Origin of the sequence: Roseixanthobacter psychrophilus, assembly GCF_043195195.1 — a bacterium.
Lineage (GTDB): Bacteria > Pseudomonadota > Alphaproteobacteria > Rhizobiales > Xanthobacteraceae > NCEH01.
In genome coordinates this window covers 383,788-398,687 of the sequence record NZ_JBAFWT010000001.1, presented here as the reverse complement: position 1 = coordinate 398,687, position 14,900 = coordinate 383,788, and the positions used below count along the sequence as shown (strand labels likewise).

Genomic DNA, 14,900 nt, shown 5'->3' with positions numbered 1-14,900 from the left:
AATTTCCCCCGACCATTCAGAAGTTATTGGAATCATTAGTTTGACATGAGCGCATATACGCTTTTATATGGAGCAGTTACGCCTATGTGCTCCAGGCTGTCAAGGTTGCTATGAAGCCCACGTCACCAGAGATCTGCACCTGCTTGGCGATCCGCCAAGCAGCACGGCATGTCAGCCAGTACTACGACCAGCACCTGGCGCCATCGGGACTACGTATCACTCAATTCTCGATCCTCGCCAAGTTGAAAGCTCATGGGTCGCTGACCATCAATAGTCTTGCTCACATTATGGTGATGGACCGGACAACTCTTGGCCGGAATATTCTTCCGCTGAAGCGAGACGGTCTCATCGCAATCGTTCAAGGGGCGGTGGACCGCCGGAGCAAGGAGCTCCACCTGACGGACCTTGGCCGGGAACGACTCGACAAGGCCCGGCCGAATTGGCTTGCGGCCCAAGCCGGGTTCAATGCCGCCTTCGGCAGCCATCAAGATTCGGATCTGCGGGCTCTGATGCGAGCCGTGACCTCAACGGAGCTTGTGGTTGAAACGACCGAGCCGTGAGTAAGATCAGACGCTGGCCCTTCAGTAGGCAGTTCAGCGCCCGCTGGTTCATGGCCTTGACGATGCCTGGGCGAAAATGGAGGCCTGGCGGAAGGACCACAACGAGGCCCGGCCGCACAGCGCCATCGGCCACAAGTCTCCGATCACGTCTATGAATGGCTCGCCCGCCTGCCGGCATGAGGCCCCTTAACCCCGGAGTTTTCCAGGTCCGGATGGCTTAAAGACCGGGGGCACTTCAATCAATCCAGGACTCTCGTTACGGCTGGATGAGAAATGGGGGCACGTCGCCCTTGATCTTCACCATCTAACGGTGCCAGCGCATGAAATTTATTGCGGGCGCACGGGCATTATTGTCACTTTGTTTCCAAATTCGGCGATATCCACTTAATCAGATATCACTCGGCGAGTAACTTTAAGTGGAACGTGCCGCCGCCCTGTCCGCAAGTCGGAGGTTAATCCCCGGTCAGCCTCTTCAGCGTATTCGGTCTCACGGGCTTGCCGTGGCCAAGATGGTTAGTTTCTGGATTCAGTGGATGTGGCGTGGGTGAAAAACAACGGCGCCACTGGCACACGGTGCCGATTGCCGCCTCGCGTCTTTTCACATAAGCTTTTGCGATGCTGCGCTCCTTGGAAGCCATAATTTCGAGTATGCCACCGGCCAATCTCTTGGCAAATGGCGATGAGAAAGCGCTTGTCCGGGGCGGCGGTTCTGCGCGGTATAAAACAGCGTGGCATTGGCATGATTGTCATATGGTCTTGCTGCCCAGTTTCGGTGCAATCGAATTCAAGCACGAGAAGCGCCTGCGGGGCAGTTGGATCAGCGAGGAGCGGTTTGCCTTCGTGCCCGCCAGTCATGCGCACGAGACGGAGGCCGCGCAGGCCAGTAACTCGCATTTGGCCCTGTATATATCGGACAGCGCATTTTCCCGTCTGAGCACCGAGATCGGTGCGTTTCGCAAATTGGCGCAAAAGGTCGGCGGTCCCTCAATATATCCCATGACACATCAGATCCGCAGTTTGCAACGCATGTGCGGCGCTGCCGATCCGGGCGACCAAATCGCCAGCGCCGCGCAAAAGCATCTTTTTTTGGCTCTGCTTCTGACGAGCCTTGCTCAGGTGGAACGGTCGGAATCCCTCAATGACGCTAGCCGGGACGCGCATGGTGATCTGGTCGTCAGGGAGATCTGCCGTTTCCTGGAGGACAATATTGGTGGGCCCTGCGCTCTTGACGAACTGTCAAAGCGTTTCGGCATATCCCGTCGTCATTTGACCCGGCTCTTCCGTGAAAAAACCGGCCGTTCCGTTGGACAATATCACGAGGAAGCGCGGCTGAGAGCTGCCAGCAAGCTGCTGCGGGAAACCTCACTACCGGTTAGCGAGGTCGCGTGGCGCCTCGGATATGACTCGGGGCCTTCCCTGTCCCGCGCGATGAAAAAAGCAATGGGTCTGGCGCCGACCCAATTCCGCGACGAGTGGCTCTAGCATGGCCCGTTGAGCCACAAGAACTGGCCCGATCTGATACGTGAAAATCTGGCGAATTCGGTATCCTGACTGAATAATAACAGTCGGGGAAAAAAATGATCGAGATAAGTCGTGACGACTTGATCGTCTTCACGGGTGTAGCGAAGGATTTTCAAGGACAATCCGGAGTCTATACCGCAGTCAAAGACATCACATTGACGGTCAAGCGAGGCGAGATCGCAATCCTTCTTGGCCCATCCGGATGCGGTAAGTCAACCCTTCTCAATATGACGGCTGGGTTGCTTCAACCCACGGAGGGTCAGGTCCTCTATGGCGAGCGAAGTGTAACGAAGCTCAACCCAAGCGTTGCCTATATGACGCAACGCGACCACCTGCTGCCCTGGCGGACCGTTTCCGCAAACGTGGCGCTGCCATTAGAGGTGGCGGGCCTGGAGCAGCGGCAGATTGCCGATCGGGTTTCCGAGCTCCTGGAGCTTGTCGGACTCAGCGATTTCGCATCGGCCTATCCAAGCCAATTGTCGGGAGGGATGCAGAAACGTTGCGCTCTGGCTCGACTCCTTGCGGCGGATCGGGAAACGCTCCTGCTCGACGAACCCTTTGGAGCGCTCGACGCTCAGCTAAGGCTCACCCTTCAGGGCGAGTTGCTGAAGCTTTGCCACAGGCTCGGCCTCACGGTTCTCTTTGTGACTCATGACATCGAGGAAGCTGCCGTCCTCAGCGATAAATGCGTCGTTTTCCGGGGGCGGCCTGGCACGATCTCCAGCATCACGAAGAACCCGCTGCCACGGGATCGCGATCTCATGCGGCTGCGCTTCGATCCGCGATATCGCGATTTCACCAATGACCTTTGGACATTGCTGACGCCGGAATTGCAGCAGAACGACCGGCCCGCCTATGGCGCCACGACGACAGCTTCGGGAAAATCGCGATGAGCACATCGATAAAGACAGCACCGCTCATTGCCGCGCGACTCATATTTCTGGTGATCTTTCTGGCTTTATGGCAGTTCGGTTCCAGACTCGGCGGCATGGGTTTTTATATTTCGACTCCGGTCGATATACTGAAGAGCTTTGGGGAACTGGTCGCCAGTGGCGATTTCTTTTTCCACGCCAGTATTACTACGGTTGAAGCGCTGCTGGGATTTGTCCTCGGAGGGACGGCGGGCATTGGAGCCGGACTTCTTCTCGGACGTTCGACGTTTCTCGCCGAAGTGCTCGATCCGTTCCTCACCGCCTTTTACAGCTTGCCGAAAGTGGCACTCGGGCCGCTTTTCGTGCTTTGGCTTGGCATAGGCATTGAGATGAAGATTACTCTGGCTGCCGTCACGGTATTCTTTCTGGTTTTTCTCAACACCTATACGGGTGTCAGAAGCGTCAGTCGTGAACAGCAAACCGTGATCCAGCTTATGGGTGCCAACGAACGCCAATTGCTTACGAAATTGGTTCTGCCCTCGGCAATCACCTGGGTGTTCACCGGGCTTCGCCTGTCGGTGCCATATGCCCTGATCGGCGCCATCGTCGGCGAGATCATCGCTTCCAACCGTGGTCTTGGTTATCTGCTGTCCAGTGCGGCGGCGCAATTTGATACGGCGGGTGTCTTCGCCGCCCTCGTCGGCATCATCGTCCTGGCGACGCTTCTCAATCTGCTCGTCAAGCATTCGGAACGCATGCTGATGCCCTGGAAGAAGGTCGAGGCCGCGCGAGAAATCACAGTCTGATAAAACATAAAGAAAGAAGGGGAATGAAAGAGATGTTTACTCGACGCAGTATTTTGGCTCTCGCGACAGGGGGAATGGCAGCTGCGGCGCTGGCGGCACCTGCAATCGGCAAATCGAGCGGCAATCGTGTGCTCCTTGGCCAGCCCAGCAGCGGCTTCATTTATCTTCCACTCTACGCTGCCCGCAAACTCGGTTATTTCGAGGAAGAAGGGCTGGAGGCTGAGTTCATCGTCTTCCAGAAGGGCGGGGCAGAAGCGATGGCGGCCTTGATCGGTGGACAGTCGGACATCTATATCGGCAGTCCCGGTGTTCAGCTGCGCGCGCAGGAAAAAGGCCAGGCGATCAAATCCTTCGCATCCGTTATGTCTCAATGGGGGTCACAACTCATCATTTCGGCAGGAGCGGCCAAGCAGGTCAAGCTCGACGAGCTTACAGATCCCCGGACCAAAGCCGCCGCGCTCAAAGGCCTCAAGATCGCCGTTGCGGGCCCCGGCAGCCTGACTGACCTGATGGTTCGTCACATCGCCAAATACGGCGGCCTTGAGCCGGACCGTGACGTAACAATCGTACCGGTTGGCGGTGGCTCCAACATGCTCGCAGCTTTCGGCCAGGAAAGAGTTGACGGTTACGCGCTCTCTGCTCCGACCTCCACAATAGGTATGCAGCAATTCGGTGGACGAATGCTCTTCGATTTTTCCAAGGGCGAATACCCGCCGTTTGCTGACTTCAGCTTCTATACGTTAATCGCTCGCGACCAATGGTTGGTCGACGACAAGGAGAATGCGAAAAAGCTCGTCCGGGGCCTGTGGCGGGGTCTCAAGCTGATGAAAGAAAAGCCGGATGAAGCCCGCGAGGCGGTCTACACATTTTTCCCCAAGGTGGAAAAACCGATCTTCGACGTCGTCTGGCAGCAGTCTTTGGGTGCCTTTGGTGCGGATCCCTTGATCAATCCCGATGGTATGCAAAAGAATTTCGACTTCTTGGAAGCTGGGGATGGAAAGCCCGTCAATGTGGCCCTCAAAGATTCCTATACCAATGAAATTGTCGAAGCAGTCGCAAAGTCGATGTAATAAGGGGCCGACCACTTTGACCGATGTCATTCTTGTCAATGTATTCACGGTTGATGGCGCCGGTGGCAATCCATGCCCCGTCGCCGTCGACGCCAACGACTTGCAGGCGGAACAGATGCAGGCCGTAGCCGCGGCTTACGGCCACGAATCCGCTTTCATCCGGCGTGCCGACAGTCCTGATTTCGACCTTTCTCTGCGCTTCTGGGTGCCAGCCCATGAGATGGAAATGTGTGGTCACGCGACGCTCGGCTCCCTATGGCTTCTGGCAAAGAAGAAGGTTCTCTCTGCGGGACTCGTGCGGATGGAAACACTGAGTGGTCCCGTCGGCGGCTTCGTTTCTTTTGATGCCGATGAGCAGCCGATCGTAGAAATCACCCAGCCGGTTGGAAAGGTGATCGACCTTCCGGAGGAACATCAAAAACTGGTCCTCAAAACACTGGGTCTGGACCGCTCCGATCTCCTCGATCTGCCGATCCAGAATGCAGTCACCTCGCGCATAAAGACGCTTATTCCCCTAAAGGATCCAGAACGTCTGCAAGGTCTCGTCTCAGACATGCAGCGCACAGAAAGATGCTGTGTGAAAATTGGATCTACGGGGCTTTATCCCTTCGCCATATTGAGCGCGGAGGAACAATGCTTCGAGGCGCGCCAGTTTCCCAGATCGTCCGGCTATCCGGAGGACGCCGCAACGGGCATTGCAGCGGCCGCCTTGGGGTTCGGTCTTCTGAAAAACGGGCTGGTTCGCCGCGACGACAGTGCGATTACGGTTTTCCAGGGAAGAGCCATGAGCAGGCTCTCGCGCATTATCGTGCGCCTCGGTTTTTCCGACGACAAGCCTATCGGCTGCCTTCTCGGCGGTGCGGTGTCCCCGGGATCGGCCAATTCTTGGGAAACCGCCTGAGATGTCGACGGTCAGAAAAAGGCTTGAGGACGCAGGATTTCTGCTTCCTCCTCCGCCCGCGCCAAACGGTCTTTATCGCAGCGTGATACTGCATGGCGGATTCGCCTTCGTGTCGGGACAATTGTCGAGATTCGAGGGCGGCGTAATCGAAGGGCCGATTGAAGGCCTCGCCGAGGATCAGGCAGCATTTGCGGCCCGTGCGGCGGCACTACGCGCGCTCGCGGCACTTGACGATGCTTTGGGCTCGCTTGACAGGATTACTAACGTTATCCGCATGACCGGGTTCGTGCACGCCGGTCCGGGATTCCGTGGCCATTCGCTCATCATCGACCACGCCTCCGAGCTCCTACGCATTGGCTTTCTCGAAAAGGGAGAGCATGCCCGCTCCGCTATCGGCGTTTCCTCCTTGCCCTCGGGCGGATGCGTTGAGTTGGAACTGACCGTGGCATTCTGACCGACTTGCCGCGCAGCAGGCAGGGTGTCTGCGGGGGGTCACCCGTGCATGCGGCGGTTCGCGTAGACCCCCAACGCCACGTTCGCCGCCTCCAGCAAGGGCACCGAAACGCCCAGCGCCCGGGCGCGCACGATCAGGTCCCCGAGAATCTGGTCCACCTCCACCGCATTGCCGGCCACAAGGTCGCGGTACATGGAAGAGGTCATGGGCGAGCCGTCCGCCGTCAACAGGGCCTGCGAGCTGGCGAGGAGCGCCGGGCTCGGCGGATAGCCCGAGGCCGTGGCGATGGCGGCGCATTCGGCGGCGATCGCCAGCGCGACCGCCTTGCCGTCCCCGGTCGCGGCCACTTCGCCGATGGTGCCCCGCATCAGGCAGGTGATTGCCCCGAGGGCGGCGAGGAACACCCATTTCTCCCACATGTCTTGCAGGATCCGGTCGGACAGGCGGGCATCGAATCCGGCGCCCTGCAGGACGGCGTCCAGCGCCGCGATGCGCGCCGTGCGGGCGCCGCTGACCTCGCCATAGATGAGTTCGTGCAGCGGCGTCATCTGCACGATGCGGCCAGCCTCATCGAGGCGGCCGATAATCTTGCACACGCCGCCGAGCACCCGCTCCGCCCCGAAGCGCGCGGTCAGCACATCCATGTGCTTCATGCCGTTGAGCACCGGCAGGATCATGGTTTGCGGGCCGACCGCGGGGGCGATGTCGGCGAGCGCGCCTTCAAGGGCAAACGCCTTCACCGAGAGCAAAACGACGTCGAACGGATCCGGGATCCGGTCCGCCGTCACGATCTGCGGGCGCACGGTGAGATCGCCGTGGGGGCTTGCAATCTCGAGGCCGCGTTCGCTCAGTTGCGCTGCCCGCGCCGGGCGCACGAGAAAGCTGACGTCGCGCCCTGCCTGGGCCAGACGACCGCCGAAATAGCCGCCGGTCGAACCGGCCCCGACAACGAGAATACGCATGCTCTACTCCCCTCAGCCGCCCCGCTCGCGCAGACGGTGGCGAACCCTAGAGCACGCGCCGATCGGTTTGCAATGCAAGGGGACCGGCGCGTGCTCTCTCTTTAGGTTAGAGGGCAATGGACCGCGCAAATGGGTTAAATTTGCGCGGATCGCGCTCTAGCGAAACCACGACCCCGAGGCGACCGAAATGCCGACCACGGCGCCATAGGTGAACAGGCCGAGCGCATAGGCCGCGAACAGCCATTGAAGCGAGCCGGTGATCGCCAGCGCCAGCGCGCCGCCGCCCACGGCGACCGACATGCGCAGCAGGCCGGCGATCAGGGGCCAGCCGAGGCGGCCGGCGCCCTGGGAGGCGAAATAGAGCGTCATGCCGAGCCCGAAGAAGCCGAAAAACGGCCCGACCGTCCGCAGATAAAGCGTGCCCACCGCCAGCATCTCGGGGGTCGCCTCGAACAGGCCCAGCCAGGCGTGCGGCCAGATCGCGGCGGCAAGGCCCACCGTCTCGGTGAGGGCGAAGGCGATGGCGCCGCCGATCAGGGCGATGTGCAGCGCGCGCCGGCTCTGTCCGGCGCCCATATTGGTTCCGACCAGAGCCACAAGCGGCGCGCCGAGCCCGAAGGCGAGGGGTGGCAGCAGATATTCCAGCCGCGTTCCGGTGCCGAAGCCGGCCACCGCGTCGGAGCCCGCGCGGGAGGCCACCAGCGCCATGGTGGCCGCGATCGTCACATTGATCTGGATGGTGTTCACCGCCGCCACCGCGCCCACCTTCAGGATGTTCCAGGCATAGGGCAGGTGTAGCGGCGTCCATGCGAAGCGCGCCACGTTGCGGCCGCTCGCCACGTACCAGGCGAGGACCAGGGTGCCGATGGCGTAGTAAAGCAGCATCGCCAGCGCTCCGCCGGCGATGCCCAGCGGCGGGATCGCGCCGAACCCGAAGATCAGCACATAGGAGAGCGGTGCCAGCAGCACCGCCCCGCCGCAGATGACGATGCCGGGCACCAGCATGTTGCCGGTGCCGCGAATGATGCTGGCGAGGGCATTGAAGACCCAGAGCAGCACCATGCCGGCGAACAGGATGCGCGAATAGGTCAGGGCTGCCTCCAGCGCCGCGCCGCTGCCGCCCAGCAATGCGAACAGATGGCGGCCGAACAGCAGGACCACGGCGGAGAAGAACAGGCCGAAGGCGATGTTGATGGCGAGCGCGTGCAGCACCAGGCTGTCCGCCTCGGCACGCCGCCGACCGCCGAGCGCGCGGGCGATGGCCGAGGAAATTCCGCCGCCCATGGCGCCCTGGGACATGTTCTGCATCAAGATCAGGACCGGCAGCACCAGCGCCATGCCGGTCAGGGCATCGATGCCGAGATGGGCGATGAAGGCCATTTCGATGAGGCCCGTGCTGGACTGGGCGAGCATCACCAGAATGTTCGGCCAGGCGAGGCGGAGCAGCAGTGGTACCGGCGGCGCTTCCAGCAAAGCGCGTGTGCGCGGGGCCATGGGATGCCCTCCGGCCGCGGACGGCGGGAGCCCCGGATCATGTTCGCTGCGATCTTGCGCATCCAGGTCTTGCACCCCCAGGTCTTGCGCATCTGGGCGTGGGGCACCCTGAGTCCGGGCGCTGGGTGACGGCGGGCGGCGCGGGGTTTCGGTCAAGGTGTGGAGCATGGGAGGTCCGATGCACCGGCCGCGCCAAGTGTCGGGCCGTTGTAAATAGGGGCATATGCCCATAAATGCGAAAATAGCGGCATATGCTAATATCCGTCAATTGACGGCGCCGTGAGGAGAGGCCGGATGAGTGGACGCAGGGATCGATCGAAGGAACCGGCCAGTGGTGCCGACCCCGCCGGGCCGGAGGGCGGGAGCTGTGCCTATCCCAAGGCTGGGCTCTGCAACGGCACCGCGCTGCGCAAGGCGACACGCCGGGTCTCCCAGCTCTATGATTGCGTGTTGGCGCCGATCGGGCTGAAGGCGACGCAGCGCTCGCTGCTGGTCCATATCGCGCGCGCCGGTACGCCGACCATGGGCGAATTATCAGCCACCCTGGTGCTGGACCGCTCCGCGCTCGGGCACAATCTTCGGCCTCTGGAGCGCGACGGCTTGGTGGAACTGGTGGCCGACGGGAAGGACCGGCGCAGTCGGCGGGTCGTGCTCACGCCCCTCGGGCGAGCCAAGCTCGACGCCTCCATGGTCTTGTGGGGGCAGGCGCAGGCACGTTTCGAGGCGGTGTTCGGGGAAGCCGAGGCGGCGACCTTGCGCGCGGCCCTGGAACGCATTGCCTCGCCCGAGTTCGCGGCCGCCTTCGAACAGCAGGCGCGCTAGCACGGCCCGCCCGCTCACGACGTCAGCGCATCTCCCGCCGGCCCGATGTCACTGAGTGGCGCTCGCGGCGCCCACGATGCCAAGCACCCGCAGCGCCTGGGTGGCCGCCCGCTCGCCCGAGAGCCACGCCCCGTTGACCGTGCCCCAGAGGGTTTCGTGGGCGTGCTCACCGGCGAACATCAGGCGGCCGTTCACCACTTCCGTGAAGGCCCGGCGCAGGTTGCCGCTGCCCGGCAGGGCGCAGGAGAAGGCGCCGAGCGCGAGCGGTTCCTTGGTCCAGCGGGTCTGGTGGACCTTGCCGACGCGGGCCGCGATATCGGCCCCGAACTCGCGCGTCAGAGCCTCCTTGAGGAAGGCCGCGCCCGAGGTCGGCGGGCCATCGGCCAGCTCCTGGGCGAACTTTCCGCCCACATCGAGCATATGCAGGTCGGTGCCGCCCATGCGGGCGATCAGGGCGAAGGTGCGCGGACCGTCGGCCTTCACATGCACCGTCTCGTCGGGCGAAAGGCGCAGCGGATTGCCCGGCAACTCGAAGGCGATATGGTCATAGGCCCCGAGCGTCACGCGCTCCACGGCGGTGCGGTAGCGCAGCGGCAGGCCGGGATTGACCCGGATCTTGCCCGCCAGGATCAGGCTCGGCGGCACGGCGAGGATCGCCGACCGGCAGGTGAGCGTGCCCTTGTTGGTGGGAACCTGGATCAGCCGCCCGCCCATGTCGATGCTGGAGGCAATGGTCTCGAAGCGGACGTTCAAGCCCTCGGCCATCTTGGCCACGAGTGTGCCATAGCCCTGGCGGCAGAACAGATCCTCGCCGCGCTCCTCGGAGCGGGAGAAGTCGACGCTCGACACCTGGTCGAGATCCTTGGCGCAACTGAAGGGGCCGGCGACGAAGGCGGCGCTCGGCCCCCAGGTTCCAAGGTCCGGCAGCACGCGGGCGGCGGCGAGGTCGCGCCCGGCATCGCCCGCCGCGCCGATGGCGCGCTCGCCCCGGCGCACGGCGGCGACGAAATCCTCGTAATCGCCCTGGGACGCCTCGCGCCCCTTGATATAGAGCCGTGCGCCCTGCGGCGCGGCGTAAAGGTCCAGGCCCGCCTGCTGGCCGAAATCCACCAGCGGGTTGCTATCTGGCGCGTGCAGCCAGTGGGCGCCGCGGTCGAACGGAACGCCGAACAGGCTGGTGTCGGTGACCGCCCGCCCGCCGACGCGCTTGCTGGCCTCGATCAGCGCATAGGTGCGACCGGCGGCCGCCACCTTGCGGGCCGCCGCGATGCCGGCCGCCCCCGCGCCGACGATCACCACGTCCACTTGGCCCGACGCCGGCACCTGGCCGAGCGCCCGCGCTGCGCCGAGCGGCGCAGCAGCCAAGGCAGAGGCTCCGGCGATGAAGGTCCGGCGGGTCATGGGGAGGAGGGGCGGTGTGCGTGTCACGATGGGGCGAACGCTAGCATGGCCGGGCGCGGCGCGCGACGGGGAGGGGGCCCGCGCATATCGGCCGGCGATCAATTCTTGCGGTCGGCGACGAAGCGCGCCGCCGCAGCCAGCACCTCGCCCTTCTCACCGAACGGCGCGAGCGCGGCCTGCGCCTCGTCCACTAATTGCTTAAGCACGTCGCGCGCGACTTCGACGCCGAGGCTTGCCACGAGGGTCGCCTTGCCGGCGGTCATGTCCTTTCCGGCGGTCTTGCCGAGGTCCTCGGTGCTGCCCTCGATATCGAGGATATCGTCGGCGATCTGGAACGCGGCCCCGAGCGCGCGGCCATAGGCGGCGAGCGCGGCACGCTCCTGCGCCGTCGCGCCGCCCAGCAACGCCCCGGCCTCCACCGAGACCGCCAGCAGCGCCCCGGTCTTCATGGCCTGGAGGTCGCGGATCTCCTCCATGGAGAGGGCCAGCGGCAGGTTTGAGGCGAACCGGCCCTCGGCGGCGAGGTCGAGCATCTGCCCGCCGACCATGCCACCCATGCCGGCCGCCCGCGCCAAGGCGGACACCAGCGCGATGCGCACCTTGGCATCGGCATGGGCATCCTCGCCCGCCAGCAGGTCGAAGGCGAGGGTGAGCAGCGCGTCCCCCGCGAGGATGGCGGTGGCCTCGCCATAGGCCACGTGCACGGTGGGGCGCCCGCGCCGTAGCACGTCGTTGTCCATGGCCGGCAGATCGTCATGCACCAGGGAATAGCAATGCACGCATTCCACCGCCGCTGCGGCAGTGACCGATGTCTCGGGCGACAGGCCGAACAGGGCGGCGGTCTCGATGGTGAGGAACGGCCGCAGGCGCTTGCCGCCGTCGAGGCTACCGTGACGGATGGCGTCCATGAGCCGTGTCGGGCGCAGGCGCTCGCCGGGGAGGGGGGCATCCGCGAGGGCGCGTTCCAGCCGTGCCTGCGTGAGGGCGGCGGCGGCTTCGAGGCGGGCGGGGAGAAGCTGGGACACCGGGCGGTCCTTCGGACTGATCGCGCTTGGGGATGCGCGAAGTTGACGCGCTGCTCCGCGTGCCCCAACCAGAGCGGGCGGTCAAGCCGGGCCGGAACCGAAGCTCGGCCGTCGCGCTTACCCCTCGGTGTTCTCTCGCCCGCGGAGCGGCAATGCCCTTGTTCAGGCGGATCATGATCCTCGTGCTGGCGCTCGCGCTCGTCCCCTTCGCGTTGGCTGTGCTTTATAATGTGGTGAATCCTGTCTCCACGCTGATGCTTGGCCGCTGGCTCACCGGGCAGAGGGTGGAGCGCATCTGGACCCCCATCGGCGAAATGGCGCCGATCCTGCCGCGCACCGTGATCGCCTCGGAGGATGCGCGCTTCTGCCAGCATTGGGGCGTGGACATCGGCGAGATCCAGGCCGCGGTGGCCCGGGCCGACGACGATATCGAGGAGGCACGCGGCGCTTCCACCATTCCCATGCAGGTTGCCAAGAACCTGTTCCTGTGGCCCGGCCGTTCGTTCGTGCGCAAGGCGATGGAATTGCCGCTGTCGCTCTGGCTCGATCTGGTGCTGAGCAAGCGGCGGCTGATGGAGATCTATCTCAATATCGCGGAATGGGGGCCGAACGGCGAGTTCGGCGTCGAGGCCGGCGCGCGCCGGGCCTTCGGCAAGGGCACGCAGAGCCTGACCGGCGGGCAGGCGGCGCTGCTCGCCGTCATGCTGCCCAATCCCCACCGCCGCGACGCCGGCAAGCCCGGCACCGGGGTGCGGCGCCTCGCGGCGCGCCTTCAAGGGCGTGTGGTGTCGGAAGGACCGGAGATCGTCTCCTGCCTCAACCTGCGCGGCTGAGGCGCGAAATCAACCGGCGGCCTTGATTGCGCCGTGCCCGACCGGCAAAAGAGGCGCGAAACGAGGATCCGATGACCGAAAGCGCCGCAGCCGAAACCGCCGCCCACCGGAAGATGAAGCCGGCTCTCAAGCTCGCCCTGGAACTCGGGCCGCTGGTGCTGTTCTTCGTCGGCAATTCCTACGGCGGCATCTATGTGGCCACCGGCGTGTTCATGGTGGCGACGCTGGGTGCGCTCGCTGCCATGTGGGTGCTGGCGCGCCGCATCGCGGTCATGCCGCTGGTCTCGGCGGTCGTGGTGATGGTGTTCGGCACCCTGACCCTGGTGCTGCAGGACGACCATTTCATCAAGATGAAGCCGACCATGGTGAATGCCCTGTTCGGCGTGCTGCTGCTGGGCGGCCTGCTGTTCCGCAAGCCGCTGCTGCCCTATGTGCTGGATGGCATGGTGCGCCTCACCGACCAGGGCTGGCGCATCCTGACCTTGCGCTGGGGCGTGTTCTTTCTTGTGATGGCGGTGCTGAACGAACTGGTGTGGCGCAATTTTTCCACCGACACCTGGGTCAATTTCAAGACCTTCGGCTACCTGCCCCTGACCTTCCTGTTCGCCTTCGCCCAGGCCCCGCTGATGACGCGGTTCGAGGACAAGAGCGCGCCTGAGGATTGACCCGCGCTAATTCGGCTTGCCGGACAGCTTGGCGACCAAAGGCAGCAAGGTGCCGCGCACGGTGTCCTCGCTCAGCGGGCCGACGAATTTGTGCGCGATGGTGCCATCGGGCGCCACCAGGAAGGTCTCCGGCACGCCATAGACGCCCCAATCGATGGCGACCCGCCCGTTGGGATCGGTCCCCACCGCCGCGAATGGCAGTCCGTATTGCCCCAGGAACCTGCGGGCATTGTCGGGCGCGTCTTTGTAATTGATGCCGATCACCCGCAGGCGCGGGTCCTGGGCCAGTTGCATCAAAATGGGATGCTCCTCGCGGCACGGCGCGCACCAGGACGCCCAGACATTCACCAAGGTCACCTTGCCGGCAAAATCGGTGGACCCGAGCCCCGGCACGGGTGTGCCATTGTTCAGCAGGCCGGGCAGCGGCGGCAGATCGAGCTTGGGCGCCGGCCGGTTTACGAGCGCTGAGGGGATCTGCGAGGGATCGCCGGCGAACAGGCGCACCAGGAACAGCGCCGCCAGCAATCCGAACGCCACCACCGGCAACAGGACCAGCAGCGACGGCCGGCGCCGCTTGGTCGGCGCGGCGGTGGGCGGTGGGGGAGGGGTTTCGCTCATGGCCGGCTCCGGTCCGAGCGGCGGCGCACGCCGCGCGCTTCGAGATCCGCCAGCGCCTTGCTTTGGGTGCGGTTGTCGATCAGCAGCCACAAGGTGAGCGCGCCGAGCCCGAGCGCTGACGCACCATAGGAGGCATAAATGAACAAGGCGTGGTCCATCAGGCTGCCGCCTCCGCAGCGGCGCGCGCTTCCAGCACCTGCACCCGGCGGCGCAGGATTTCCGTGCGCATGGCGATCATGTGCAGGGTCAGGAACAGCAAGGTGAAGCCGAGGGCGCAGGTGAGCAGCGGCCAGAGCAGGCTGGCATCAATGGTGGAGCCGCCCATGCGGAACACCGAGGCGGGCTGGTGCAAGGTGTTCCACCAATCCACCGAGAATTTGACGATCGGCACATTGATGAAGCCCACCAAGGTGAGCACCGCCGCCGCCCGTCCGGCGCGGTTGGGCTCGTCGATGGCGGCGCGCAGGGCCATCAGGCCGAGATAGAGCAGGAACAACACCAGCATCGAGGTCAGCCGCGCATCCCACACCCAGTACGTGCCCCACATGGGGCGCCCCCACAGGGCACCCGTAAGCAGGCACAGGAAGGTGAAGGTGGCGCCGATCGGCGCGGCGGCCTTGTGCGCCACATCCGCCAGGGGATGGCGCCACACCAATATGCCGAGGGCAGAGGCCGCCAGCATGGAATAGCCGAACATGGAGAGCCATGCGAACGGCACGTGAATGTACATGATCCGCACCGTTTCACCCTGCTGGTAGTCCGGCGGGGCGAGGAAGGCGAGGGTGAGGCCGAGCGCCAACGCGAGCACCGACGCTCCCGCCGTCCAGGGAATCAGCCGGGCGGAGAGGGAGAGGAAACGGGTCGGATTGGCGAAGTCGAGTAGCCCCATGAGTGGC

18 protein-coding genes are annotated in these 14,900 nt (G+C 64.0%); 11 read left to right on the top strand and 7 right to left on the bottom strand.

Annotated features, from left to right (window positions below):
- Nucleotides 1-143: 143 nt before the first annotated feature.
- The 8 genes from V5F77_RS01835 (at nt 144) to V5F77_RS01800 (ending at nt 6,184) form a co-directional block, all read left to right on the top strand.
- Nucleotides 144-560 carry a MarR family winged helix-turn-helix transcriptional regulator gene (locus tag V5F77_RS01835; RefSeq protein WP_429003593.1) on the top strand — a complete coding sequence of 139 codons (417 nt, stop codon included), beginning with the start codon at nt 144-146 and terminating at the stop codon, nt 558-560.
- 43 nt (nt 561-603) lie between these two features.
- On the top strand, nt 604-750 hold the full coding sequence (locus V5F77_RS01830; RefSeq protein ID WP_429003688.1) for an integrase core domain-containing protein: 147 nt from the start codon (nt 604-606) through the stop codon (nt 748-750).
- 425 nt (nt 751-1,175) lie between these two features.
- On the top strand, nt 1,176-2,042 hold the full coding sequence (locus V5F77_RS01825) for a helix-turn-helix domain-containing protein (protein WP_429003592.1): 867 nt from the start codon (nt 1,176-1,178) through the stop codon (nt 2,040-2,042).
- Nucleotides 2,043-2,137: 95 nt separating this feature from the next.
- On the top strand, nt 2,138-2,974 hold the full coding sequence (locus V5F77_RS01820) for an ABC transporter ATP-binding protein (RefSeq protein WP_429003591.1): 837 nt from the start codon (nt 2,138-2,140) through the stop codon (nt 2,972-2,974).
- A complete protein-coding gene (locus V5F77_RS01815; RefSeq protein ID WP_429003590.1) occupies nt 2,971-3,759 on the top strand; it encodes an ABC transporter permease in 789 nt (262 codons plus the stop codon). The genes V5F77_RS01820 and V5F77_RS01815 overlap by 4 nt, the downstream gene beginning before the upstream one ends.
- Before the next feature lie 23 nt (nt 3,760-3,782).
- Nucleotides 3,783-4,829 carry an ABC transporter substrate-binding protein gene (locus V5F77_RS01810; RefSeq protein ID WP_429003589.1) on the top strand — a complete coding sequence of 349 codons (1,047 nt, stop codon included), beginning with the start codon at nt 3,783-3,785 and terminating at the stop codon, nt 4,827-4,829.
- Between the two features lie 16 nt (nt 4,830-4,845).
- Nucleotides 4,846-5,730 (top strand): PhzF family phenazine biosynthesis protein, encoded by an 885-nt coding sequence (locus tag V5F77_RS01805; protein ID WP_429003588.1) that lies wholly within the window; start codon nt 4,846-4,848, stop codon nt 5,728-5,730.
- A gap of 1 nt (nt 5,731) precedes the next feature.
- Nucleotides 5,732-6,184 (top strand): RidA family protein, encoded by a 453-nt coding sequence (locus tag V5F77_RS01800; protein ID WP_429003587.1) that lies wholly within the window; start codon nt 5,732-5,734, stop codon nt 6,182-6,184.
- Between the two features lie 38 nt (nt 6,185-6,222).
- Here V5F77_RS01800 and panE read toward each other — a convergent pair whose 3' ends face one another.
- Together panE and V5F77_RS01790 are read right to left on the bottom strand one after the other, a co-directional pair.
- A complete protein-coding gene (panE, locus tag V5F77_RS01795; protein ID WP_429003586.1) occupies nt 6,223-7,146 on the bottom strand; it encodes a 2-dehydropantoate 2-reductase in 924 nt (307 codons plus the stop codon).
- A 156-nt stretch (nt 7,147-7,302) separates the two neighbouring features.
- Nucleotides 7,303-8,640 (bottom strand): MATE family efflux transporter, encoded by a 1,338-nt coding sequence (locus V5F77_RS01790; protein WP_429003585.1) that lies wholly within the window; start codon nt 8,638-8,640, stop codon nt 7,303-7,305.
- A gap of 294 nt (nt 8,641-8,934) precedes the next feature.
- On the opposite strand from V5F77_RS01790, the gene V5F77_RS01785 reads away from it, so the two are divergent.
- Nucleotides 8,935-9,462 carry a MarR family winged helix-turn-helix transcriptional regulator gene (locus tag V5F77_RS01785; protein ID WP_429003584.1) on the top strand — a complete coding sequence of 176 codons (528 nt, stop codon included), beginning with the start codon at nt 8,935-8,937 and terminating at the stop codon, nt 9,460-9,462.
- A gap of 48 nt (nt 9,463-9,510) precedes the next feature.
- Here the strand turns inward: V5F77_RS01785 and V5F77_RS01780 are convergent, their stop codons facing one another.
- Together V5F77_RS01780 and V5F77_RS01775 are read right to left on the bottom strand one after the other, a co-directional pair.
- Entirely contained in the window at nt 9,511-10,827 is a 1,317-nt protein-coding gene (locus tag V5F77_RS01780) for a flavin monoamine oxidase family protein (protein ID WP_429003583.1), read from the bottom strand.
- Between the two features lie 134 nt (nt 10,828-10,961).
- Nucleotides 10,962-11,888 carry a polyprenyl synthetase family protein gene (locus V5F77_RS01775; protein ID WP_429003582.1) on the bottom strand — a complete coding sequence of 309 codons (927 nt, stop codon included), beginning with the start codon at nt 11,886-11,888 and terminating at the stop codon, nt 10,962-10,964.
- Between the two features lie 152 nt (nt 11,889-12,040).
- Here V5F77_RS01775 and mtgA point away from each other — a divergent pair, with 152 nt between their 5' ends.
- Nucleotides 12,041-12,721, top strand: a complete 681-nt coding sequence (gene mtgA, locus V5F77_RS01770; protein WP_429003581.1) for a monofunctional biosynthetic peptidoglycan transglycosylase — start codon at nt 12,041-12,043, stop codon at nt 12,719-12,721.
- A 71-nt stretch (nt 12,722-12,792) separates the two neighbouring features.
- Nucleotides 12,793-13,386, top strand: coding sequence for a septation protein A (locus tag V5F77_RS01765; RefSeq protein ID WP_429003580.1), 594 nt, complete (start codon nt 12,793-12,795; stop codon nt 13,384-13,386).
- 6 nt (nt 13,387-13,392) lie between these two features.
- On the opposite strand, the gene V5F77_RS01760 is transcribed toward V5F77_RS01765, so the two are convergent.
- From V5F77_RS01760 to V5F77_RS01750, 3 genes are read right to left on the bottom strand one after another with little or no spacing between them, the layout of a single operon-like run.
- On the bottom strand, nt 13,393-14,004 hold the full coding sequence (locus V5F77_RS01760; RefSeq protein ID WP_429003579.1) for a DsbE family thiol:disulfide interchange protein: 612 nt from the start codon (nt 14,002-14,004) through the stop codon (nt 13,393-13,395).
- Nucleotides 14,001-14,162: a heme exporter protein CcmD gene (gene ccmD, locus V5F77_RS01755; protein WP_429003578.1), complete on the bottom strand. Its 162-nt coding sequence runs from the start codon at nt 14,160-14,162 to the stop codon at nt 14,001-14,003. Before ccmD ends, V5F77_RS01760 begins: the two co-directional genes overlap by 4 nt.
- Nucleotides 14,162-14,893, bottom strand: coding sequence for a heme ABC transporter permease (locus V5F77_RS01750; RefSeq protein ID WP_429003577.1), 732 nt, complete (start codon nt 14,891-14,893; stop codon nt 14,162-14,164). The genes ccmD and V5F77_RS01750 overlap by 1 nt, the downstream gene beginning before the upstream one ends.
- Between the last annotated feature and the right edge of the window lie 7 nt (nt 14,894-14,900).

Bases quoted from the DNA above. Each gene is read 5' to 3' on its own strand.
- V5F77_RS01750 (WP_429003577.1), bottom strand. From the start codon at position 14,893: ATGGGGCTACTCGACTTCGCCAATCCGACCCGTTTCCTCTCCCTCTCC.
- panE (WP_429003586.1), bottom strand. From the start codon at position 7,146: ATGCGTATTCTCGTTGTCGGGGCCGGTTCGACCGGCGGCTATTTCGGC.
- V5F77_RS01785 (WP_429003584.1), top strand. From the start codon at position 8,935: ATGAGTGGACGCAGGGATCGATCGAAGGAACCGGCCAGTGGTGCCGAC.
- V5F77_RS01810 (WP_429003589.1), top strand. From the start codon at position 3,783: ATGAAAGAGATGTTTACTCGACGCAGTATTTTGGCTCTCGCGACAGGG.
- ccmD (WP_429003578.1), bottom strand. From the start codon at position 14,162: ATGGACCACGCCTTGTTCATTTATGCCTCCTATGGTGCGTCAGCGCTC.
- V5F77_RS01790 (WP_429003585.1), bottom strand. From the start codon at position 8,640: ATGGCCCCGCGCACACGCGCTTTGCTGGAAGCGCCGCCGGTACCACTG.
- mtgA (WP_429003581.1), top strand. From the start codon at position 12,041: ATGCCCTTGTTCAGGCGGATCATGATCCTCGTGCTGGCGCTCGCGCTC.
- V5F77_RS01800 (WP_429003587.1), top strand. From the start codon at position 5,732: ATGTCGACGGTCAGAAAAAGGCTTGAGGACGCAGGATTTCTGCTTCCT.
- V5F77_RS01815 (WP_429003590.1), top strand. From the start codon at position 2,971: ATGAGCACATCGATAAAGACAGCACCGCTCATTGCCGCGCGACTCATA.
- V5F77_RS01760 (WP_429003579.1), bottom strand. From the start codon at position 14,004: ATGAGCGAAACCCCTCCCCCACCGCCCACCGCCGCGCCGACCAAGCGG.
- V5F77_RS01820 (WP_429003591.1), top strand. From the start codon at position 2,138: ATGATCGAGATAAGTCGTGACGACTTGATCGTCTTCACGGGTGTAGCG.
- V5F77_RS01825 (WP_429003592.1), top strand. From the start codon at position 1,176: ATGCTGCGCTCCTTGGAAGCCATAATTTCGAGTATGCCACCGGCCAAT.
- V5F77_RS01765 (WP_429003580.1), top strand. From the start codon at position 12,793: ATGACCGAAAGCGCCGCAGCCGAAACCGCCGCCCACCGGAAGATGAAG.